At 72.0% G+C, this 20,428-nt stretch carries 17 protein-coding genes and 1 tRNA gene; 7 read left to right on the top strand and 11 right to left on the bottom strand.

From position 1 onward, the window contains the following. Positions 1–79 precede the first annotated feature (79 nt). Positions 80–385, top strand: coding sequence for a hypothetical protein (locus ACL02U_RS02140; protein ID WP_412788838.1), 306 nt, complete (start codon positions 80–82; stop codon positions 383–385). A gap of 283 nt (positions 386–668) precedes the next feature. Here ACL02U_RS02140 and ACL02U_RS02135 read toward each other — a convergent pair whose 3' ends face one another. Continuing rightward, entirely contained in the window at positions 669–2,660 is a 1,992-nt protein-coding gene (locus ACL02U_RS02135) for a hypothetical protein (RefSeq protein ID WP_412788837.1), read from the bottom strand. A gap of 203 nt (positions 2,661–2,863) precedes the next feature. Further along, positions 2,864–2,935, bottom strand: a tRNA-Val gene (locus tag ACL02U_RS02130). A 275-nt stretch (positions 2,936–3,210) separates the two neighbouring features. Here ACL02U_RS02130 and ACL02U_RS02125 point away from each other — a divergent pair. The 3 genes from ACL02U_RS02125 to ACL02U_RS02115 all read left to right on the top strand — a co-directional run bounded on the left by ACL02U_RS02125 (position 3,211) and on the right by ACL02U_RS02115 (position 5,803). Further along, positions 3,211–3,990: a DUF4097 family beta strand repeat-containing protein gene (locus ACL02U_RS02125; RefSeq protein WP_412788836.1), complete on the top strand. Its 780-nt coding sequence runs from the start codon at positions 3,211–3,213 to the stop codon at positions 3,988–3,990. Positions 3,991–4,180: 190 nt separating this feature from the next. Next, positions 4,181–5,539: a hypothetical protein gene (locus ACL02U_RS02120; protein ID WP_412788835.1), complete on the top strand. Its 1,359-nt coding sequence runs from the start codon at positions 4,181–4,183 to the stop codon at positions 5,537–5,539. A 39-nt stretch (positions 5,540–5,578) separates the two neighbouring features. Beyond that, positions 5,579–5,803, top strand: a complete 225-nt coding sequence (locus tag ACL02U_RS02115) for an FmdB family zinc ribbon protein (RefSeq protein ID WP_412788834.1) — start codon at positions 5,579–5,581, stop codon at positions 5,801–5,803. Between the two features lie 167 nt (positions 5,804–5,970). On the opposite strand, the gene ACL02U_RS02110 is transcribed toward ACL02U_RS02115, so the two are convergent. From ACL02U_RS02110 to ACL02U_RS02100, 3 genes are all read right to left on the bottom strand, one after another. Continuing rightward, the gene (locus tag ACL02U_RS02110) at positions 5,971–6,801 is read right to left on the bottom strand and encodes an HAD family hydrolase (protein WP_412788833.1); all 831 of its coding nucleotides are present in this window, start codon (positions 6,799–6,801) and stop codon (positions 5,971–5,973) included. Next, positions 6,801–9,323, bottom strand: a complete 2,523-nt coding sequence (locus ACL02U_RS02105; RefSeq protein ID WP_412788832.1) for a phosphoribosyltransferase domain-containing protein — start codon at positions 9,321–9,323, stop codon at positions 6,801–6,803. Before ACL02U_RS02105 ends, ACL02U_RS02110 begins: the two co-directional genes overlap by 1 nt. Before the next feature lie 92 nt (positions 9,324–9,415). Beyond that, the gene (locus ACL02U_RS02100; protein WP_412788831.1) at positions 9,416–10,582 is read right to left on the bottom strand and encodes an HpcH/HpaI aldolase/citrate lyase family protein; all 1,167 of its coding nucleotides are present in this window, start codon (positions 10,580–10,582) and stop codon (positions 9,416–9,418) included. A gap of 203 nt (positions 10,583–10,785) precedes the next feature. Here ACL02U_RS02100 and ACL02U_RS02095 point away from each other — a divergent pair, with 203 nt between their 5' ends. After that, positions 10,786–11,718: a TerD family protein gene (locus tag ACL02U_RS02095; protein ID WP_412788830.1), complete on the top strand. Its 933-nt coding sequence runs from the start codon at positions 10,786–10,788 to the stop codon at positions 11,716–11,718. Positions 11,719–11,741: 23 nt separating this feature from the next. On the opposite strand, the gene ACL02U_RS02090 is transcribed toward ACL02U_RS02095, so the two are convergent. The 6 genes from ACL02U_RS02090 to ACL02U_RS02065 all read right to left on the bottom strand — a co-directional run bounded on the left by ACL02U_RS02090 (position 11,742) and on the right by ACL02U_RS02065 (position 16,417). Then, a complete protein-coding gene (locus tag ACL02U_RS02090) occupies positions 11,742–12,476 on the bottom strand; it encodes a TerD family protein (protein ID WP_412788829.1) in 735 nt (244 codons plus the stop codon). A 103-nt stretch (positions 12,477–12,579) separates the two neighbouring features. After that, positions 12,580–13,731 (bottom strand): DUF475 domain-containing protein, encoded by a 1,152-nt coding sequence (locus ACL02U_RS02085; RefSeq protein WP_412788828.1) that lies wholly within the window; start codon positions 13,729–13,731, stop codon positions 12,580–12,582. Between the two features lie 49 nt (positions 13,732–13,780). After that, on the bottom strand, positions 13,781–14,356 hold the full coding sequence (locus ACL02U_RS02080) for a TerD family protein (RefSeq protein ID WP_412788827.1): 576 nt from the start codon (positions 14,354–14,356) through the stop codon (positions 13,781–13,783). A gap of 288 nt (positions 14,357–14,644) precedes the next feature. Continuing rightward, complete coding sequence (locus ACL02U_RS02075; RefSeq protein WP_412788826.1) at positions 14,645–15,220, bottom strand: TerD family protein; 576 nt, start codon at positions 15,218–15,220, stop codon at positions 14,645–14,647. Positions 15,221–15,379: 159 nt separating this feature from the next. Next, positions 15,380–15,838 carry a peroxiredoxin gene (locus tag ACL02U_RS02070; protein ID WP_412788825.1) on the bottom strand — a complete coding sequence of 153 codons (459 nt, stop codon included), beginning with the start codon at positions 15,836–15,838 and terminating at the stop codon, positions 15,380–15,382. Between the two features lie 141 nt (positions 15,839–15,979). Next, the gene (locus tag ACL02U_RS02065; protein WP_412788824.1) at positions 15,980–16,417 is read right to left on the bottom strand and encodes a DUF3052 domain-containing protein; all 438 of its coding nucleotides are present in this window, start codon (positions 16,415–16,417) and stop codon (positions 15,980–15,982) included. Positions 16,418–16,757: 340 nt separating this feature from the next. Between ACL02U_RS02065 and aceE the strand changes: the two genes are divergently transcribed. Next, complete coding sequence (gene aceE, locus ACL02U_RS02060) at positions 16,758–19,505, top strand: pyruvate dehydrogenase (acetyl-transferring), homodimeric type (RefSeq protein WP_412788823.1); 2,748 nt, start codon at positions 16,758–16,760, stop codon at positions 19,503–19,505. Positions 19,506–19,584: 79 nt separating this feature from the next. Then, on the top strand, positions 19,585–20,352 hold the full coding sequence (locus tag ACL02U_RS02055; RefSeq protein WP_412788822.1) for an ion channel: 768 nt from the start codon (positions 19,585–19,587) through the stop codon (positions 20,350–20,352). The last annotated feature ends 76 nt before the right edge of the window (positions 20,353–20,428 follow it).

Here is a 20,428-nt window from a genome sequence, read left to right as displayed (position 1 = left end):
TCCGCTGGTGCCGTTCGGCCCACTGCCCCGGCAGGTGAGGCGGCTCCAGTGTTGACCACGGGAACAGCAGGGGGGAGCTATGGAGGGTTCCGACATCCAGGCGCGCCGGATGGTCGACGAGTTCTTCGACGCGGCGCAGGTTCGACGCGAGGACGCTCACGCACGGTGGAGGGACCACGACGAGCTGGACGCAGTCACGGTCATGCTTCTCCGGCTGTGGGCGGCCAACCGAGCACTCGCGGCCCTGTCAGCAAGCCCTGCCGTCGCCCGGCCGACTGCGGTGGTGGAGCGGCACGCCCTGGAGCGGTGGCTCCACTCCCGTGGACTTGTCACCCAGGGTGGTCTTCCCTCCGACCTGCCGAAACAGCCCCCTCCCGGCCCGTAGGCCGGGAGGGGGCGTTTGAACTCGGGATTCCACCTGGAATTCAGGCCGCTCCACAGCGGTCGTGCAGCCACGGCCAGCCGCTCGCGGGCGATGGCCGGGCAGGTGTGGGACCGCTCGGCCGAGCGTGCTGGCGATGTGGACGGGGTCGCAGCGGGGCGGCCGCGCGCCCCCGGGCGGCGCGGGTGACGAGTTGCACGAGCCCTCCCAGGGCATGGGAAAGCCCCGCGGCCGGGCGGCATCGGGGCGGGAGTGGGGACGGGGGCTGGGGCTGGGGCTGGGGCGGTCAGGACACGGCGGCCCAGCGGCTGACGTAGTCCGTGTCACCGGAGCCGAGCGCGACCGACGCGGGCAGCGCCGTCTGCCCGGTCCCCGACGTCAGGAACCGCGCGTTCGCCGCGGTCAGGCCGGCGTTCAGGGTGCTGGACGAGTACGAGTGGCCGCGCAGCAGCGGCGGCGGGGTCGTCCCGTTGGCCAGGAACGCCACGTAGTAGACGCCCGGGCCGACGTCCTGCGCCGTCGACAGCGCGATGGCCTTGTGCCCGGCCGAGGTCCACGAGCCGGACTGGTCGGCGGTGCCCGACAGCAGTGTGCCCGCGGAGTCGTAGAGGCCGGCCAGGTTCTGACCGGCGGTCAGCCCGGACCCGGGCTCGGCCACGCCGATGTGCACGGTGGAGATCGTGCGCGGCGACGGCACCTTGACCGCGAGGAGGTACAGCACGCCGGCCGTCGTGGGGTCGGTGCCCGCGCCGAGCGTGGCCGGGTCCTGCGTCCAGCCGATCAGCCCGTGATCGGCCGGGGTCCACAGCGGGCCCGTGGTGTCCGTGCGCGGGTGCTGGAGAAGTCCGGACTGCACGCTGCCGGTGTCGAGGCCGATGATGTCCCGTAGCACGGTGGATGCCGCCGCGGTGCAGGTGACGGTGCTACCAGGGTTGGCCTCGATCCGGATGCCGTCGAAGGTGTTCGGCGCTTCGTCGGTGGTGTTCGCGTCCTCGAGGAGCGACAGCGAGTCGCCGTCGGCGACGTTGACCCACTTCGCTGAGAACCGGTTGTTGAACGCGTATGCCCCGCAGACGAAGGCCTTGTTCCCCGCGGCGCCGTCGCGGCAGGTGACGTAGTTCAGGTCGAACACGTTCGACTCGCCGGTGTCGACCCGGATGAGCGTGTCGAACTGCTCCAGGTTCGTTCCCCAGAACCTTTGGCTCGCGCTGCCGGCGGCGCCGTCGAGGAGGATGCCGGTGGTCCCGGCGCCCGTTCCTCCGCTGTTGGCGGCCTCCACCATCGACCAGTTGTTCTGGTTCATGTTGCCGGTGATCGACTCCACGTGGATCGCGGTGCCGTTGTCGCCGACCAGCTCGATGAACATGCGACTGAAGGTGCAGTCGCCGGCGTTCTGGATCGCCGAGTTGTTGCTGATGTGGAGGCCGTTGCGTACGCCTTCGATCTCGATGTTGTCGAACACCGACCGGAACGGCATCTCCATGTCCATGGCCCAGCCGGTGCGTGTCGGGTCGTACTCGCCGTTGATCCGCAGGTTGCGGAAGCTGGAGTCCCAGAACGAGCGGGTGTCGCTGCCGGTGGTGACCGCGGTCGCGACGATCCCGGACCCGGCTCCGGAGATCACGATGCCGAAGTCACGCAGGTGGCACTGCGCCCAGTTGGTGATCTCGACCGCGTTCACGTCGGAGGCCGGGCGCAGGATCGTCGTGAACTCCCCGCAGCCCTCCACGGTGACGGTCTGCAGGTTGTCCTCGTTCGCGGTGCCCGCGATGGACAGCGGAGCGGTCAGGTCGAAGTCCCCGACACTCAGCAGGACGCGCCCCCCGCCGTCGTTCTGCGCGGCATCGATCGCGGCCTGGATCTCCGCCTGGTCGGCGGTGCCGTCGCAGACGTAGGCGGCGGCCGCGCGCACGTCGGCCGGGGCGGTCGACGAGGCGACGACCCGCACCAGCGACGTGTACGCCGCGGTTCCGCCGCCCCCTCCGCCGCCTCTTCCGCCTCCGCCGCGGGCGGCGATCCACGCGCGACTGCTGCCGCCCGCGTCCGCCCACATCGCCGTCACCCCGTCAGGGCCCTGAAAGCCGGGGACGACCCCGTACTCGTCGGCGGTGATCCCGGACACGGCCACGCCGCCGGCGTCCAGCAGGTCGGTGTACTGGGTGCCCCCGGTCCGGGCGTCCCAGAAGGTGATCGCGGCGCCGGGGGCGACGCCCCACAGGCCGTTCGCCGGCTGGACTGCATAGTCGGCGAGCGTCGCGCCGAAGGTACTGCGGGCCATGTCGTCACATCGTCCAGGAGATCGAGTTCGGGAGCACCGCTTCCGCGTTGCTGATGGCGGGATGGCGGCTCGGTGGCGGCGTGGGCGTCGGGGGTGACACCGCGGAGTGCGGCGTGAGGACTCTCGGGAGTCGATCTCCCGAAGATCCCCTCAACGATCTTCAGGGCCCTCTCGCCGATCTTGCGAGAGAGCCCTGACCTGTGTGGGCGCGGACGGTTTCGAACCGCCGACATCCTGCTTGTAAGGCAGGCGCTCTACCCCTGAGCTACGCGCCCCGGTCCCGGGCCACGGGCCCTGGACGAGTCGACAGCCTACCCTGCCGCCCGCGTGGTCCCGCAAACCCGTGGGCGCGCGCGGTGCGCGCGCTGCCGACCCATCCCGCGCGCTGCCGACCGGGGGCCACGGCCGGGGACGCCGCCGAGGGCCGAGGGCACGGCCGGGAGCAGGGACGGGGGTTATCCCCCGGGCGGAACGGGGAGGACGCCGGATCCCGCCCGGGGCGGCCGGCCGCCTACGGTCGGAACCACTCGACGTCCAGGGGGAGATCAGCGTGACCCGTACCGTTCCCGTCCGCGCCGCCCGTGCCGCCTTCGCCGCCGCGGCCGTCGCCGTCCTCGCCGCGGGGGCCGTCGGCTGCGGGGCCTCCGCGGAGGACGACGAGCACCCCGACCGGCGGACGTTCACGCTGCACGGAGACACGCTCACCGTCGACTCGGACGACTCCTCGCTGGAGATCGTCGCCACGGACTCCGGCCCCGCCGGCACGGTGCGGGTGACCCGGTGGTTCGAGGGGTCGGTGGTGATGGGCGGGAAACCGAGGGTGACCTGGTCCATGAGGAACGACCGGCTGGTGCTGCGGCTGCACTGCTCCGGCCTCGTCGCCGACTGCGCGGCCAAGCACCGCATCGAGGTCCCGCGCGGGGTCGCGGTGAAGGTGGCGGACGGGGACGGCGGCGTGGAGGCGCGCGGGTTCCGGGACGCGCTCAGCATCCGCACCGGCGACGGGCACATCCGCGTCACCGACACCAGCGGCCCGCTGACGCTGCGTACCGGCGACGGCTCCGTGCACGCGGAGGTGTCCTCGCGGCGGATCTCCACCCGCACCTCGGACGGTTCGGTGCACCTGGACCTGCGTACGGCGCCGGACCGGGTGGAGGCCGTCACCGGCGACGGCTCGGTCACCCTCGTACTGCCCCCGGCGGAGTACCGGGTGTCGGCCGAGAGCGGCGACGGGGGAGTGCACGTCGCGGTGCCCCGGGACGGCTCCAGCCCCCACCTGGTGTCCGTACGGACAGGTGACGGAAGCATCTCGGTGCGCCCGGCGAACTGAACGGCCCGTGTGTTCGTCTTCCACCGGTGGGAGAATGGCACCGGCCACGGGCGTACACACACGGGAGAGGGACGTGACGGCGACTCCAGCGCAGCCGAACTCGTCAGCGTTGGCGCCGCACGCGCATCGCGGACACAGCCCCGGGTCGCACCGTCCGCCCGGGCCGCACCGCCCACCCGGTACGCCCCAGATGTCGCATGCACCCCGTACGTCCCGGATGGCCCTGGGGCTGCGGGACGCGCTGCTGCTGGCGGGCCTCCCGCTGGTCGCCGCGCTCGCGCTGCCCGCCGCGTTCGCAGGGGGCGGGACCCGGCGCTGGTTCGGCGGGCGGGCGGAGAGCCAGCGTGCCGAGGCGCAGGCCGCGAAGGACGCCGCCGCGGCCGCGTTCTACACGCTCGACACCGCCCAGCGCGATCTGCGGATCTCCATCGAGACGATCGGCGCGGTCGACGACTCGCCCGCCGCCCGACGGGCCCTCGCCGACTTCCAGGCCTTCGGACTCCGCATCGACGAGGTCAGCCACCGCTACATCAGCGCGGTCGACTCGCACGATCTCGACCGGGACGACCTGGAGGCGTCCGCGGCCACCCGGGCCCGGACCGAGCTGACCCGGGCCAAGGACGAACTGGAGCAGGTCAGGCGGGAGCTGGAACGGTTCGGCGAGGGGCTCGGGCCGCTGCTCGGGAAGGCCGAGACGCAGCTCGCCCGGGTGGCACCCGCCGTGGAGCGGGCCCGGCAGGCCCTGCTCGGCGCGTCGGAGGCACTCGACGGGGCGCGGAGCGAGGGACTCTCGGCGGACGAGCTCGCGGCCCGGCTGGCGGCCCTGTCCCCCGAGCTGACCCGGCTCAACCAGGGCGCCGGGCAGCACGGGGTCACGGGGACGCTGGAGCGGGCCGAACGGGTCTGCCGGGAGGCCGAGGCGATCCGGGTGGAGGCGGAGCGGCTGCCGGAGAAGGCCGCGGAGATCGACCGCCGGCTGGTGTCGCTGCGGACCCGGGCGCAGGCGCTGACCACCCGCGCCGGGCAGGTGGAGCCGGTGCTGAGCGAGCTGCGGCGGCGGTTCTCGGCGGCCTGCTGGCAGGACCTGCAGCCGGTGCCCGAGCAGGCCGCGGAGAGCGTACGGCAGGCGGAGCGCAAGCTCGCCGAGGCGCGGGCCGCCCGCGAGGCGCAGCGCTGGGCGGACGCCACCGCGCTGCTCTCGACGGTGCGGGCGCTGCTGAACACCACCGACGAGGCGGTGTCCGCCGCCGGCGACCGGCTGACCCGGCTCAACGCCGTGCAGAAGGACCCGCAGCAGGAGATCGAGCGGACCCGGTTCGCGATCCGGGACGCGCAGCGGCTGGCCATGGCGGGGCGCACCACCCCGGATCCGCGGCACGCCCGGCCGCTGGACGACTCGGTGGCCCGGCTGGACCGGGCCGCCGCCGCGCTGGAGAGCGGCCGGCACCCGGACTACTGGCACTTCCTGACCGAGACCGAGGCGGTGCGCGAGACGGTGGCCGGCGTCGTCGGGCGGATCCGCGAGGAGCGCGGCGCCGGCGGCCGCTGAGGGGGCCGGAAACCGGCGGCGGCCGGTTAGTCTGGGCCCATGCCTCGCTACGAGTACCGGTGCCGTACCTGCGGTGACACCTTCGAACTGAACCGTCCGATGGCCCAGTCCGGCGCGCCCGCCGCGTGCCCGGCGGGCCACGACGACACGGTCAAGCTGCTGTCGACGGTGGCCGTGGGCGGCACGGCCGCGGCGTCCGCGCCGGCCCCGGCGCCCGGGGCGGGCGGCGGTGGCGGCTGCTGCGGTGGCGGCTGCTGCGGCTGACCGGCCCCGTACGCACCGTCCGGCCGGCCCTCGCTGCGGGCGCGACGACCTGAGTCCGGGCCCGACTCCCTCGTTCACGCCCCGCGGTCCGGGCACGAGGACCTCGGTTCGGGCACGGCGGACCGGTTCGGGCCGCACCCGCCCGGTTCGAGCCGCACCCGCCCGGTTCAGGCCGGGCCCCCGCCGGTGGCGCGCGCCCGTGACGCGCGCCCGAACTCCCGCAGGATGCGTTCCCCGGCCAGCACGCCGCGGTCGGGCAGGGCGGTGATGCCCGGCGCCGACCAGCCCGCGTCGGCGAGTTCGCCGTGCCCGGGGCGCCAGCCGCGGTCGGCGGCGAGCAGCAGATCGGCGTCGAGGAGGGAGTCGCCGGCCGCCAGGGTGAGGTCGGCGCCGGTGCGGCGGGCGACCTCGCGGACGGCCGCGCTCTTGGTCAGCGGCTTCGGCACGGCGTAGAGCTTTCGGCCCTGCAGCGACACCGTCCAGCCGCGGTCCTCCGCCCAGGCGGCGAGTTCCTTGACCCAGCTCTCGGGCATCAGCTCCCGCTCGACGACCAGGTAGGCGAACAGGTCCTCGGCGACCCGGTGCTTGCGCAGCCACGCCGGGTCCGCGGTGGCCTGGAGGTGCGCGCGGACCTCGGCGAGCGGGGCGCACTCCTCGGCCAGGCGGGCGGTCACCCGGGCGTGCCAGTCGGGGTCGGTGACGCCGTCCACGAGGAGCTGGCCGCCGTTCGCGCAGATCGCGTACGCGGGTGCCGGGCCGGGCAGGTTGATGCGCTGGTACTGCTTGCGGGTCCGGGTCGTGACGGGTACGAACACCGCGGTGTCGCCGAGTTCGGCGAGCAGCCGGGCCGCCGTCTCCGTCATGTAGGAGAGCGGGCGGCTCTCGTGCACCTCCACGCACAGCAGCCGGGGCGCCCGCGCGTCGGGCATGGTCAGGTGGAGCGCCGCCGAGGAGTAGATCAGCGTGCGGTCGAGGTCGCTGGCCACCAGCACGGGCATCAGACGTTCACCGCCCTGCCGTCGGCGCCGGTCGCACCGCGCGTGTAGCCGGGATGGATGAGCCCGACGCAGGTGTACGGCAGGTCGGCGACCTCCTCGACGGGGACGCCGCGCTGCTCGGCGAGCAGGCGTACGTGGTCCAGGTCGGCGCCCGCCCCGGCGCGGGCGAGGACCTTCCAGGGCACCCGGCGCAGCAGCACCCGGGTGGTCTCGCCGACACCCGGCTTGACCAGGTTGACGTCGTGGATGCCGTGCTCCCCGCTGATCCGCTCGACGGCCGACCAGCCCGCCCAGGTGGGGGTGCGGTCGGTGGCGGCCAGTTCCTTGACGGCGGTCCCGACGGCGTGGGCGACCTCCGGGAAGCGGGCGGAGACGGCGTCGAGGAAGGCCGCGGACAGGTCGGCGCCGGCGAGTGCGCGGTAGTACTTCGCGCCGTGGAAGTCGTGCGGGCCGACCAGGTCGGCCCGCAGGACGGTGCGGGAGACCAGCCCGGAGACGGTCGAGTTGAGGCAGGCGGAGGGGATCAGGAAGTCCTCGCGGGTGCCGTAGGTCCGCACGCAGGAGCCGGGGTCGGCGAGTACCGCGATCTCCGGGTCGAAGCCGGTGATGCCGGTGGCCCGTTCGAACTCCTCTACCGCGGCGGCCAGTTCGCGGGTGATGGCGCCCTTGCCGGTCCAGCCGTCGACGAAGACGGCGTCGGCGGGGTCGTGGTGGGCGGCCAGCCAGCGCAGGGCGTTGGCGTCGATGCCGCGGCCGCGGACGATGGACACCGCGTAGTGCGGCAGGTCCAGACCGTGCCGTTGCAGCGCCCAGCGTCGCATCAGCACGCCGACCGGGGTGCCGGCACGGGCCAGGGAGACCAGCACCGGGCGCGGGGACCGCTCGGCGAGCACCGTCTCGGTGACGACGCCGACCGCGTGCGCGATCCGGGCCGCGGAGGTCTGCAGCGCCTCGTGGAAGAGGCGCTGGTACCGCTCGCTCGGCTGGTACTCCACCGGCAGCGACTCGGCGTAGTGGGCGCCACCGCTCTGGACCGCCTCCTCGCGCTCCTCGGTCGGCGCCTCCAGGGCCACGTCCGAGAGGTCCTGGAGGAGCCACCCGACCTCCTCGGGCGCGTAGGAGGAGAAGGCGGGGCCGCGGAGCGGCTCGGGCGGCATGGCGGGCCTTTCGGGGGCGGGGGACTGTCCGGGAGCGGACCGCCCGGGAGCTGAATGCCCGGGAGCGGACCGTCCGGGAGCTGAATGCCCGGGAGCGGACCGTCCGGGGACGTACGACGGTACGACCGTGAGGACGACGTGCGGGGTGTGCGCGGCGAGTTGCGCCAGCAGGCCGTCCGGGGCGTGCAGGGCGGGGGTGTCGCCGGCCGAGTCGACGACGGCGACGACGGCGTCGAAGCCGCCGCCGGCCACGTTGTAGGCGAAGCGCTCCCCGGGACCGTCGGCCGGTTCGTCGTGGGCGGGGAAGACCAGGCGGGTGCGGATGGCGTAGCCGGGGTCGTCGACGGCGAGGACCGGTGAGCGGGTGGTGGTGGAGAAGCGGACCTCGGCGTCGGTGATCTGCTCCAGCTCGCGGGCGAGCCGGAGCGGGGCGTACATCAGCTCCTCGCTGCCGAGCACGAGCAGGCGGCGGGTGCCCGGGGGGACCGCCTCGGCGAGGCGGGCGGCCATGGCGGGCAGCGCGGCCTCCAGGTCGGTACGCCGCTCGGCGGGGAAGCCGTGCCGGCCGCCGTCGGGCAGGCCGTCCGGCCACTGCAGCTCGGCGCGGGTGATCCGGCCGGACGGCTCCGGGACGGCCGGCGTGCCGGTGTCGTGGCGGGCGACCAGCTCGCGGCCCCGGTCGAGGACGCCTTCCGGCAGCCGTACGGTGCCGCTGGTCGCGGCGACCAGGTCGACGCGGGCACCGATCTCGCGGGCGAAGCCGGCCAGCCGGTCCGCGTCGGCCGGTGCGCGCATGTCGGCCAGGGCGACGACGACGTACCGCTCGCGCGGGTGGCCGCGGTGCAGGGCGCGGAGGGTGTTGAGGACGGTGTTGCCGGTGGAGAACTCGTCGTCGACGAGGACGAGCGGGCCGTCCCCGGCGAGCAGGGCGGGGTCCTCGGGCAGCAGCAGGTGCGTGGTGGCGTGGGAGTGGGACTCCTCGAAACCGCCGGCCCGGTCGGCACCGGGCACCGGGCGGCGGGTCGAGTGCAGGTAGGGCACCGGGCCGAGCCCGTCGGCGACGCAGTGGCCGAGCCCGGTGGCCGTCTCGGCGTAACCGAGGACGACGGCCGAGCGGGCTGCGTCTGGGCCCAGCAGCCGGCGCACCCGGCGGCCGAGGGCGAACCCGGAGCCGTAGACCACCGCCGGTGACTGCGGGACGTGCTTGCCGAGCACCCGGGACACCAGCAGGTGCGCCCGCTTGGGGTTGCGGCGCAGTGCGAGCCCCAGCAGGTCCTTGACCCCCTCGTCCCCGTCGAGTTCGACCCCGAGCCGCTCGGCGACCCAGGTTCCGGTCCAGACCCCGTCGTTCACTGTGTTCGTCATCCGTCCTTCACTGTGTTCCTCAGCCGTCCCCGTCGCCGTCCCTGTCCCTGTCCCTGTCACCGTGCCCGTCCTCGTGCCCGTCGCCGCCGCGCTCAGCCGGGTATTCCGGCGGTGAGCAGTTCCACGAAGCCGACGTCCTCGTGGGCGACGCCGAAGACCTCCGCCCGCAGCAGGGTCCGCTCGGCCCAGGCGCGGTGCGGCTTCACCTCGTTCATCTTGTTCGTGTACGCGGACCTGAGCACTCCCCCGCCGCTGCGTTCGGGCCGCAGGATGTCCTGGGCGTCGCTGTACTCCTCGTGGCTGACGACGGACAGCGCGTGCACCGGCAGCACGTGCGAGGGGTGGATGCAGGTCTTGCCGAGCAGCCCGTTGGCGCGGTCCAGGGAGATCTCCCGCAGCAGTCCGTCCATGGCGTGCTCGATGAGTCTCTCGCGCAGTTCCACGGCCTGCCCCTCCAGGAAGGGGCTGGTGCGCAGCAGCGGTTTGAACATGCGCTCCGAGGTCCGGAAGTACTCCCAGACGGGTCCGGTCACGGTGAAGCCGGTGCCGTCGGCGCGGCCGAGCACGTTCACCACGTCGGCGATGACGGAGGCGACGATCTGGACGTCGTACGCCGTCATGTCGGGGGCCCTGCGCAGGCCGTAGGCGGAGCAGAAGTCGGTGACGCCGAGGCGCAGGGCGAGCACCCGGTCGCGGTACTTGTCGACGGCGCGGGAGATTCCGGCCAGGGTGTCCCCGCGCGACTCCAGGTAGAGCAGTTCGGGCGACTCCAGGACGGGCATCGCGAACAGCCGCAGGCCGTCGGCGGCTTCGGCGGCGGCCAGCGCCTCCAGGAAGGGCATGCCTCGCTCCTCGCTGAACTTCGGCAGCACGAAGCCGGACAGCAGGGCGGCGGCGGGGCCGAGTCGGCGCACCAGGTCGGGGATCTGCTCGGGGGCGCGGACCCGGACGAAGAGCAGCGGCAGTTCGGTGGCGGTGCGTCGGGCGAGGTCGCCGAGGTGCCGGACGAGGTTCTGCTCGCCGTGCGGGACGTCCTCGTCGCCGATGGCGTCCTCCAGGCACAGCACCATGGAGACCACCCCCCGGTCGGCCTGGCTGACGATGTCGTCGGCGAGGCGGGGCCGGGTGGCGGGGCTGTACAGGGTGGCGCCCAGGGCTGCGGACAGCAGCCGTGCCGGGGAGTCGGCGGTGAACTCGCCGGGCTCCCGGTGGAAGAGGCGGCGCCGGACCTCAGGGGCGATCTGCCCGAAATGACGCATGGAACTCCCCCGCGGTGTGGCCGGACCGATCGGTTGGGACCTGTGGGATGACGAAAGGTGGCCGGTAATAGTACGTACGAACCGATGTCGGAGGTTCCCTCCGGGCGTGAACTTCCGGTGAAGCGGATGCCCGTCGGGGCGGCGCGGTGTCCGCTGCGGCCCCCGCATTGTCGTGGTCAGGACCGAGCAGGCAGGATGACGCCATGACGCACGCGATGCTGAAGGGGTCGAACATCCCGCTGGAAGCGGCCACGGTGCGTGCCGTGCTGCGCTGGACGCCGGGGCCCGAGGTGCCTGACGTCGACGCGTCCGCGCTGCTGCTGGGCCTCGACGGCCGGGTGCGCTCCGACGAGGACTTCGTCTTCTACAACCAGCCGCGGCACCCCTCGGGGACGGTGTGGCGGCTGGGCAAGAAGCGGAACGCCGAGGGGCTGACCGACACGATCCAGACAGACCTGTCCGGTGTGGAGTCCGGCGTCGGCCGGGTCCTGCTCGTCGCCTCGGCGGACGGCGTCACCTTCGACCGCGTGCCCGACCTGCGCATCGAACTGCACGACGCGGCCGGCACCGATCCGGAGCCGGTGGCGCGGTTCGCCATCACGCCGCAGACCGGCGCGGAGACGGCGCTGATCTGCGGGGAGTTGTACCGGCGCGGGGAGGGGTGGAAGTTCCGGGCGCTCGGCGAGGGCTACTCGGACGGCCTGCGGGGGCTCGCGACCGACTTCGGCATCTCGGTGGACGAGTCGGAGGGCGGGGCGGAGGGCGGACCGCAGGCCGAGCCCTCGGCAGGAGTCACCGCTCGGCCGCCGGAGACCACGGCCGGTTCCGCGGCGGCGGGCGAGCCCGAGGTGTCCAGGCCGCTGCCGCCGGAGCAGCCGACCGGTGTGCCGCCGCAGCCGGCCTACGGCTACCCGCAGACCGCGGCGGCTCCCCCGGTGCACTCCGCGTTCGCGTCCACGGCCCCGGTGCAGCCGGCCTACGGCTATCCGCAGACGGCGGAGGGGCCGGACCACGGGTATCCGCAGCCGGCGGCCGCGGGCGAGCCGGCCGGGTACGGCTTCCCCCCGGCGGAGGCACCGGTGCCGGATCCGGAGTTCCGGCTGCCTCCCATGGGTCCGCAGTTCGTCCGGCACTGAGCGGTACTCCGCCGCGCCGGGCCCTACTGGGCGGGCTGGTTCTTGTAGCCCCTCCCCCACTGCAGGCCCCAGCCGTAGAGGCGGTCGAGTTCGGCCTGGAAGCCGTACACGAACTTCACCTCGCGGCGGACGAGCATCTCCCCCTTGACGTTCTCGATCATCACCACGGCGCAGGAGCGGGCCTGCGGGTGCCGTTCGTCGAGGCCGATCTCGATGCGCGGCCCGTTGCTCGGGTAGAGGGTGACGACGGCGTGGGTGCGGTCGAAGGCGGGCGTCTGGTCGTAGATGTAGACGAAGACCAGCAGCCGTTTGATGTCGTCGCGGTGGTCGAGGTTGACGTAGATCGTCTCGCCGGACGCCGAGCCGAACCGGTCGTCGCCGCTGAGCTTGACGTAGGGCGGTGCGTTGGTGTCGCCGAGGAGGTTGCCCAGCGGCTGGACGACTCCCCGGGTGCCGTCGGCCAGTTCGTACAGGCAGCCCAGGTCGAGGTCGACGTTGACCATGCTCTGGCTGTGGCCGACCACCTCCGGCGGTTTGAGGGCCCGCAGCGGATGGCGCAGCAGGCTCTCCCGGTACGGGCCGCCGAAGTCGGAGGTCCGCATCCGCCAGGTCAGGTTGATGCGCAGGTGGCCGCTGGCGGCGCCCTGCTTGGTCAGGGAGATCTGCTGGTGCCTTTTGGTCAGCTCGATGGCGTTGGTGGCCGTGCCGGAGTCGAAGTCGGTGGCACGGCCGCCCAGCAGCCCGTCGAAGAAGCCCATTCCCGCCCCCCAGGCGCAGTGGTGAAACGAACGGCGGGGCGGCCGGAGCACGACACGTCCTCCGGCCGCCCCGCACGGAAGCGTTCCCTCACGGGGGTGGCGGTCACACCCCGGACGAGACCTCGGCTGCTCTGTTGTCAGAGCTGCCCGCTTTTCCCTCTTCGGCCTCCAGGGCGCGGTTGCGGCGGACGGAGGACCAGAAGGACCAGGCGATCAGGACCACGCCGACGAGGCCGGTGATGACCTCGTTGATCTGGTACTGGATGGTGACCATGAGGATCACGGCGAGCGCGCCGATCGCGTAGTGGGCGCCGTGCTCCAGGTAGACGTAGTCGTCGAGGGTGCCCTGGCGGACCAGGTACACGGTGAGCGAGCGGACGTACATCGCGCCGATGCCCAGGCCGAGGGCCATCAGGATGATGTCGTTGGTGATGGCGAAGGCGCCGATGACCCCGTCGAAGGAGAAGGACGCGTCCAGGACCTCCAGGTAGAGGAACATGAAGAACGCGGCCTGGCCCGCCAGGGCGACCGGGGAGCGTTTTCTGCCGGTGCGGGCGGCCTGTTCCTCGGCCTCGTGCTCGCGTTCCTCCTCGTCCTCCAGCCGGTCCTCGAAGTAGCCGGAGAGGCCGCCGACGACCATGTAGGTGATCAGTCCGGCGATGCCGGCGATCAGGACGGTCTGCGCCTTGTCGGTGTGGGCGCCGCCGTGCTGGTGGGCGTGGGTGGCGAAGGTGAAGGAGGTGATCAGCAGGACGATCAGCGAGATGCAGACCGACAGCATGTCGACCTTGCCGAGCTTGGCCAGGGGCCGCTCCAGCCACTGCAGCCACTGGATGTCCCGGTCCTCGAAGATGAAGTCGAGGAAGATCATCAGCAGGAACATGCCACCGAACGCCGCGATGGCCGGATGGGCGTCGGTGACCAGTTCCTGGTAGCGGTCCTTGTTGTTGAGTGCGAGGTCGACGGCCTGGATCGGCCCCATCTTGGCGCTGATCGCGACGATCACGACGGGGAAGACCAGCCGCATGCCGAAGACCGCGATGAGCACGCCGACCGTGAGGAAGATCTTCTGCCAGAAGGCGTTCATCTTCTTCAGGATTCCGGCGTTGACCACCGCGTTGTCGAAGGAGAGGGAGATCTCCAGGACGGAGAGGATCGCCACGATGCCGAAGGCCTCCCACCCCCCGTAGAAGACCGCCGCGACCAGGCCGAGCGCGGTGACCGCGAACGACCAGCCGAAGGTTTTCAGAAGCACTGGCTACCCAATCCGTACGCGGACGGGATTCCCCGCGCCGCACTCGGCTTTACGAAACATTGACCCCGAAGTCTAGAGCGATGCCCCGAAGCCCGGACGCGTACCCCTGGCCGACCGCTCGGAACTTCCATTCGCCCTGGTAGCGGTAGACCTCACCGAAGATCATCGCGGTTTCCGTGGAGGCGTCCTCACTGAGGTCGTAGCGGGCGAGCTCCTGGCCGTCGGCCTGGTTGACGACCCGGATGAACGCGTTGCTGACCTGACCGAAGGCCTGGCCGCGCTCCTCGGCGAGGTGGATGGAGACCGGGAAGACGATCTTGTCGCACCGCTCCGGCACCTTGGCCAGGTCGATGAGGATCGACTCGTCGTCGCCCTCGCCCTCGCCTGTGAGGTTGTCGCCGGTGTGCTCCACCGAGCCGTCCGGGCTCTTGAGCTGGTTGTAGAAGACGAACCACTCGTCGCCCAGTACCCGCCCGCCGGCGCACAGCAGCGCGCTGGCATCGAGGTCGAACGGGGCTCCGGTGGTGGAGCGCGCGTCCCAGCCGAGCCCGACCATCACCTGCGTGAGGTTCGGCGCGGCCTTGGACAGGGAGACGTTTCCTCCCTTGGCGAGCGTGACGCCCATGATGCTGGTCCTCCCCTAGTGCCTCTCCGGCCGATGATGCCGGAAGAACGGGGGTCCTGGCACGCCCGGCCGCCGCGTCGCCTCCGGTCGCCGATGCCCCGCATCGGCGACTTCGCCGCCGTGCGGCCGCGCACCAGCCCCGTTCGGTGTGTGTTTCCGGAGCAGCCCGGCCCCCGCCCGCCGCGCGGGCCGGCGGAGGCCGGGTGCCTCTCCGGTCGTCCTGCGCGTCCGGCGCCGCCCGGAAACGGGACGGCGCCGGACGGTGCGGACCTCGGAAGGCTGCCCGGTTCAGACGTTGACGCCGAAGTCCTGGGCGATGCCGCGCAGGCCGGAGGCGTACCCCTGGCCGATGGCGCGGAACTTCCACTCCGCGCCGTTGCGGTAGAGCTCGCCGAAGACCATGGCGGTCTCGGTGGAGGCGTCCTCGCTGAGGTCGTAGCGGGCGATCTCCTGCTGGTTGGCCTGGTTGACGACGCGGATGAAGGCGTTGCGCACCTGACCGAAGGACTGCTGGCGGCTCTCGGCCTCGTAGATCGAGACCGGGAAGACGATCTTGTCCACGTCGGCCGGGACGCCGGCCAGGTTGACCTTGATCATCTCGTCGTCGCCCTCGCCCTCACCGGTGAGGTTGTCACCGGTGTGCTCGACGGAGCCGTCGGGGCTCTTGAGGTTGTTGAAGAAGATGAAGTGCTGGTCGCTGACGACCTTGCCGGCGTTGCTCAGCAGCAGTGCGCTGGCGTCCAGGTCGAAGTCGGTGCCGGTCGTGGTGCGCACGTCCCAGCCGAGCCCGACGTTGACCGCGGTCAGGCCGGGGGCCTCCTTCGTCAGCGATACGTTGCCGCCCTTGCTGAGGCTGACTCCCACGAGTCCTCCAGTGGTCTCCAGGGGCGGGACGCCCCGTCGTGCTGTGACATCGGATCAACGATTCGATCCTAGTGACGGGTTCCCGCACCCTGCAGGCCCTGGTACCGAAGAATCACAGGTGTCGGCCGCTTTCGCACGGCCGGCGGTGCTCCCGGCCGGTCAGAGCGCGTCCAGCGCCTTGACGTACTCGCCGAGGTCGCGGGCGTCCGGCAGGGCGTTCACGACGGTCCAGCGGACCACGCCCTCCTTGTCGATGACGAAGGTGCCGCGCACCGCGCAGCCCTTGTCCTCGGCGAAGACTCCGTAGGCGCGGCTGGCCTCGCCGTGCGGCCAGAAGTCGCTGAGCAGGGGGTATTCCAGCCCCTCCTGCTCGGCGAAGACCCGCAGGGTGTGGATGGAGTCGTTGGAGACGGCGAGCACCTGGGTGTCGCGGTCGGAGAACTTCGGCAGGTTGTCGCGCACCTCGCACAGCTCACCGGTGCACACGCCGGTGAAGGCGAAGGGGTAGAAGAGCAGGACGACGTTCTTTTCGCCGCGGAAGTCGGACAGCTTCACGGTCCGGCCGTGGTTGTCCTTGAGCTCGAAGTCGGGTGCCTTGTCGCCGACCTGGATCGCCATCGTGGTGCATCCCTTCGGGGGCTGTCGGGGTGGCGTTCGGGAGGAACGCCGCCCCCACCCTACGAGGCGATCAGGGCAGCACCCCGGACGGGCCGACGGCGGCGGCCCGTCCGGGGTGCTTTTCAGCCTGTCGTGCGACGACTAGCGCTTGGACTTCCCGGCCTTCGGCGTCGCCAGCCGGCTGCCGCTCCAGTCCTTGCCCACGCTGACGCTCTTGGACGCCGTCAGGCCGGCGGTGGTCGCGGCTTCCGAGATGTCGCTCGGCTCCACGTAGCCCGTACGGCCGGTCTTCGGCGTGAGGAGCAGGACGGCGCCGCCCTCCTCCATGTACGTGGTGGCATCCACCAGCGCATCCGTCAGGTCGCCGTCGTCGTCACGGAACCACAGCACAACGGCGTCGGCCACGTCGTCGTAGTCCTCGTCCATCAGTTCGCCCTCGACGGCGTCCTGGACGGCCTTGCGGAGCTCCTGGTCGACGTCGTCGTCGTAGCCGATCTCCTGGACCACCTGCCCGGGCTGGAAACCCAGCCTGGCGGCAGGGTTGGTCCGCTCCTCCGCGTGGTCCGCGGTCGCGCTCACGGGTTGCCTCCTGATCATGTTTTGGGAATAACTCAGCCACGCGCGTGCGCGTCGCATGGGGCGTAGTCCACACGGGCGGGACCGATCGCGCAAGTACCCGGCGGTCGAGACCGCCGAAACGGTGACGATCCCGGCCGTGTCGCCGCAACTCCCTGCACCGTACCGAAGCCCGTGGTGACGTGCACCACACCTATCTGCCCCGTTTGCGAGATTGGGAACCTTCCGTCGTTACCTGGTGGTAGAGATGACGTTTGCCGTCCCGCGGTAGACGATGGGGGGCAGTGCAGTCCCACCGCTTCACCGACCGAAGTACCCCGCCCTTCGACAGGTAAGGAACAGCGTGGCTTCCGGATCCGATCGCACCCCGATCATCATTGGCGGCCTGCCGAGTCAGGTTCCTGACTTCGACCCCGAGGAAACCCAGGAGTGGCTCGATTCACTCGACGCCGCCATCGACGAGCGCGGCCGGGAGCGGGCCCGCTACCTGATGCTGCGGCTGATCGAGCGGGCCCGAGAGAAGCGCGTGGCCGTGCCGGAGATGCGCAGCACGGACTACGTCAACACGATCGCCACCAAGGACGAGCCGTTCTTCCCCGGCAACGAGGACGTCGAGCGCCGGATCCTGAACGCGACCCGCTGGAACGCGGCGGTGATGGTCTCCCGGGCCCAGCGGCCCGGCATCGGTGTGGGCGGGCACATCGCCACCTTCGCCTCCTCCGCCTCGCTGTACGACGTGGGCTTCAACCACTTCTTCCGCGGCAAGGACGACGGCCGCGGCGGCGACCAGGTCTTCTTCCAGGGCCACGCCTCCCCGGGCATCTACGCGCGGGCGTACCTGCTGGACCGGTTGACCGAGCAGCACCTGGACGGTTTCCGGCAGGAGAAGTCGAAGGCCCCGTACGGGCTGTCCAGCTACCCGCACCCGCGCTCGATGCCGGACTTCTGGGAGTTCCCGACCGTCTCGATGGGCCTCGGCCCGATCGGCGCGATCTACCAGGCCCGGATGAACCGCTACATGCAGGCGCGCGGGATCGCCGACACCTCCGGCTCGCACGTGTGGGCCTTCCTCGGCGACGGCGAGATGGACGAGCCGGAGTCGCTCGGCCAGCTCACCATCGCCGCGCGCGAGGGCCTGGACAACCTGACGTTCGTGGTGAACTGCAACCTCCAGCGGCTGGACGGGCCGGTCCGCGGCAACGGCAAGATCATCCAGGAGTTGGAGTCGGTCTTCCGCGGCGCCGGCTGGAACGTGATCAAGCTGATCTGGGACCGCAGCTGGGACCCGCTGCTGGCCCGGGACCGCGACGGCGTGCTGGTCAACCGGATGAACACCACCCCGGACGGCCAGTACCAGACGTACGCCACCGAGTCCGGCGCCTACATCCGCGAGCACTTCTTCGGCGACGACCAGCGGCTGCGCGCCATGGTCGAGAACATGACCGACCACCAGGTCCTGATGCTGGGCCGCGGCGGCCACGACCACCGCAAGATCTACGCGGCGTTCAAGGCGGCCGTGGAGCACACCGGCCAGCCGACGGTCATCCTGGCCAAGACGGTCAAGGGCTGGACGCTGGGCCCGAACTTCGAGGGCCGCAACGCCACGCACCAGATGAAGAAGCTGACGGTGGACGACCTGAAGCACTTCCGGGACCGCCTGCACCTGCCGATCTCGGACCGGGAGCTGGAGTCCGGCCCGCCGCCGTACTACCACCCGGGCCGCGACTCGGAGGAGATCCAGTACATGCACGACCGGCGCCGGCAGTGCGGCGGGTACGTGCCCACCCGGGTGGTGCGGTCCAAGCCGCTCGCGCTGCCGGACGAGAAGGCTTACGAGACGGTGCGCAAGGGCTCCGGCCACCAGTCCATCGCGACGACCATGGCCTTCGTCCGCCTGCTCAAGGACCTGATGCGGGACAAGGAGATCGGCAGGCGGTTCGTGCTGATCGCGCCCGACGAGTACCGCACCTTCGGGATGGACTCCTTCTTCCCGAGCGCCAAGATCTACAACCCGCAGGGCCAGCAGTACGAGGCGGTGGACCGGGAGCTGCTGCTCGCCTACAAGGAGTCGCCGACCGGCCAGATGCTGCACGACGGCATCTCCGAGGCCGGCTGCACGGCCTCGCTGATCGCGGCCGGCTCGGCGTACGCCACGCACGGCGAGCCGCTGATCCCGGTGTACGTCTTCTACTCGATGTTCGGCTTCCAGCGCACCGGCGACCAGTTCTGGCAGATGGCCGACCAGCTCGCCCGCGGTTTCGTGCTGGGCGCCACCGCGGGCCGCACCACACTGACCGGCGAGGGCCTGCAGCACGCGGACGGGCACTCGCAGCTGCTGGCCTCGACGAACCCGGCGTGCGTGGCCTACGACCCGGCGTTCTCCTTCGAGATCGCGCACATCGTCCGGGACGGTCTGCGCCGGATGTACGGCGGCGACGAGGAGCACCCGCACGGCGAGGACGTCTTCTACTACCTCACCGTCTACAACGAGCCCATCCAGCACCCGGCCGAGCCGGCCGACGTCGACGTCGAGGGCATCCTCAAGGGCGTCCACCGGTTCAGCGAGGGCACCGCGGGATCCGTCCCGGCGCAGATCCTCGCCTCCGGCGTCGCCCTGCCGTGGGCCCTGGAGGCGCAGCGCATCCTGGCCGAGGACTGGAACGTGCGGGCGGACGTGTGGTCGGCGACCTCCTGGAGCGAGCTGCGGCGCGAGGCGGTCGAGGTGGAGCGGCACAACCTGCTGCACCCCGAGGAGGAGCAGCGCGTGCCCTACGTGACGGAGAAGCTGACCGGGGCGCAGGGGCCGTTCGTGGCGGTGTCCGACTGGATGCGCTCGGTCCCGGACCAGATCGCCCGCTGGGTGCCGGGGACCTTCCAGTCCCTCGGCGCGGACGGCTTCGGTTTCGCGGACACCCGCGGCGCGGCGCGGCGCTTCTTCCACATCGACGCGCAGTCGATCGTGGTGGCCGTGCTGACCGAGCTGGCGCGGGAGGGCAGGGTCGACCGCTCGGCGCTCAAGCAGGCGGTCGACCGGTACCAGCTGCTCGACGTGACGGCCGCGGATCCGGGCGCGGCGGGCGGCGACGCCTGACCCCGGCCGGCGGCACCGGCGGCGGCCCGCGGAACCCCGGCCGGGTTCCGCGGGCCGCGGCGTTTCCTACCATGCGCCCATGAAGGAAAAGTCCGCGCTCCTCCGCTGGGAACGACACACCCAGCGTCCGCTGCTCGCGCTGGCGCTGGTGTTCGCCGCCGCCTTCGCCATACCGATCATGGCGCCGCACGCGCCGCGGGCGGTGACGCTGACCTGCACGGTGGCGGAGTGGGTGGTGTGGGCCGCGTTCGCCGTCGACTACGCCGTACGCCTGTGGCTGGCCGGGAACCACTGGCAGTTCGTGCGCACCCACTGGCTGGATCTGCTCGCCGTGCTGCTGCCGATGATCCAGCCGCTGCGGCTGCTGCGCCTGGTCTCCACGCTGATGCTGGTGGGGCGGCGCGCCCGGATGGCGTCCCAGGTGCAGCTCACCACGTATGTGATCGGTTCGGTGGCCGGTCTCCTGATGTTCGGCTCGCTCGCCGTGCTCTCCGTGGAGCGGGACGCGCCGGGCAGCAACATCAAGACGCTCGGCGACGCGGTCTGGTGGTCCTTCACCACGATGACCACCGTCGGGTACGGCGACCTGGCCCCGACGACCGGGCTGGGACGGGCGCTGGCCGTGGGGCTGATGCTGTCCGGGATCGCGCTGCTCGGTGTCGTCACGGCGAACATCGCGGCCTGGTTCATCTCCCGGTTCGAGAAGGAGGACGCGGACGAGCAGCGGCAGGCGGTGGCGATCGAGGCGCTGACGGAGGAGGTGCGGGCGCTGCGGGCGGAGGTCGCCTCCCTGTCCCGGGCCCGGGCGATCGTGCCGGAACCGGTGGGCGAGGAGGCGGCTCCCTAGGGACCGGCCCGAGGCGGTTGGAGCCGGCCCCGGCGTGCGGACGGCCGGCGTGGAGCCGGCCCCGACACGCGGAGCG

Source organism: Streptomyces sp. MS06, assembly GCF_047200655.1.
Lineage (GTDB): Bacteria > Actinomycetota > Actinomycetes > Streptomycetales > Streptomycetaceae > Streptomyces.
This window is presented reverse-complemented; position numbering and strand designations above follow the sequence as displayed.

Coding starts and splice junctions, on each gene's coding strand:
- ACL02U_RS02140 (WP_412788838.1), top strand. CDS start 80: ATGGAGGGTTCCGACATCCAGGCGCGCCGGATGGTCGACGAGTTCTTC.
- ACL02U_RS02135 (WP_412788837.1), bottom strand. CDS start 2,660: ATGGCCCGCAGTACCTTCGGCGCGACGCTCGCCGACTATGCAGTCCAG.
- ACL02U_RS02115 (WP_412788834.1), top strand. CDS start 5,579: ATGCCTCGCTACGAGTACCGGTGCCGTACCTGCGGTGACACCTTCGAA.
- ACL02U_RS02080 (WP_412788827.1), bottom strand. CDS start 14,356: ATGGGCGTCACGCTCGCCAAGGGAGGAAACGTCTCCCTGTCCAAGGCC.
- ACL02U_RS02120 (WP_412788835.1), top strand. CDS start 4,181: ATGTCGCATGCACCCCGTACGTCCCGGATGGCCCTGGGGCTGCGGGAC.
- ACL02U_RS02070 (WP_412788825.1), bottom strand. CDS start 15,838: ATGGCGATCCAGGTCGGCGACAAGGCACCCGACTTCGAGCTCAAGGAC.
- ACL02U_RS02055 (WP_412788822.1), top strand. CDS start 19,585: ATGAAGGAAAAGTCCGCGCTCCTCCGCTGGGAACGACACACCCAGCGT.
- ACL02U_RS02110 (WP_412788833.1), bottom strand. CDS start 6,801: ATGCCCGTGCTGGTGGCCAGCGACCTCGACCGCACGCTGATCTACTCC.
- ACL02U_RS02100 (WP_412788831.1), bottom strand. CDS start 10,582: ATGCGTCATTTCGGGCAGATCGCCCCTGAGGTCCGGCGCCGCCTCTTC.
- ACL02U_RS02090 (WP_412788829.1), bottom strand. CDS start 12,476: ATGGGCTTCTTCGACGGGCTGCTGGGCGGCCGTGCCACCGACTTCGAC.
- ACL02U_RS02105 (WP_412788832.1), bottom strand. CDS start 9,323: ATGACGAACACAGTGAACGACGGGGTCTGGACCGGAACCTGGGTCGCC.
- ACL02U_RS02095 (WP_412788830.1), top strand. CDS start 10,786: ATGACGCACGCGATGCTGAAGGGGTCGAACATCCCGCTGGAAGCGGCC.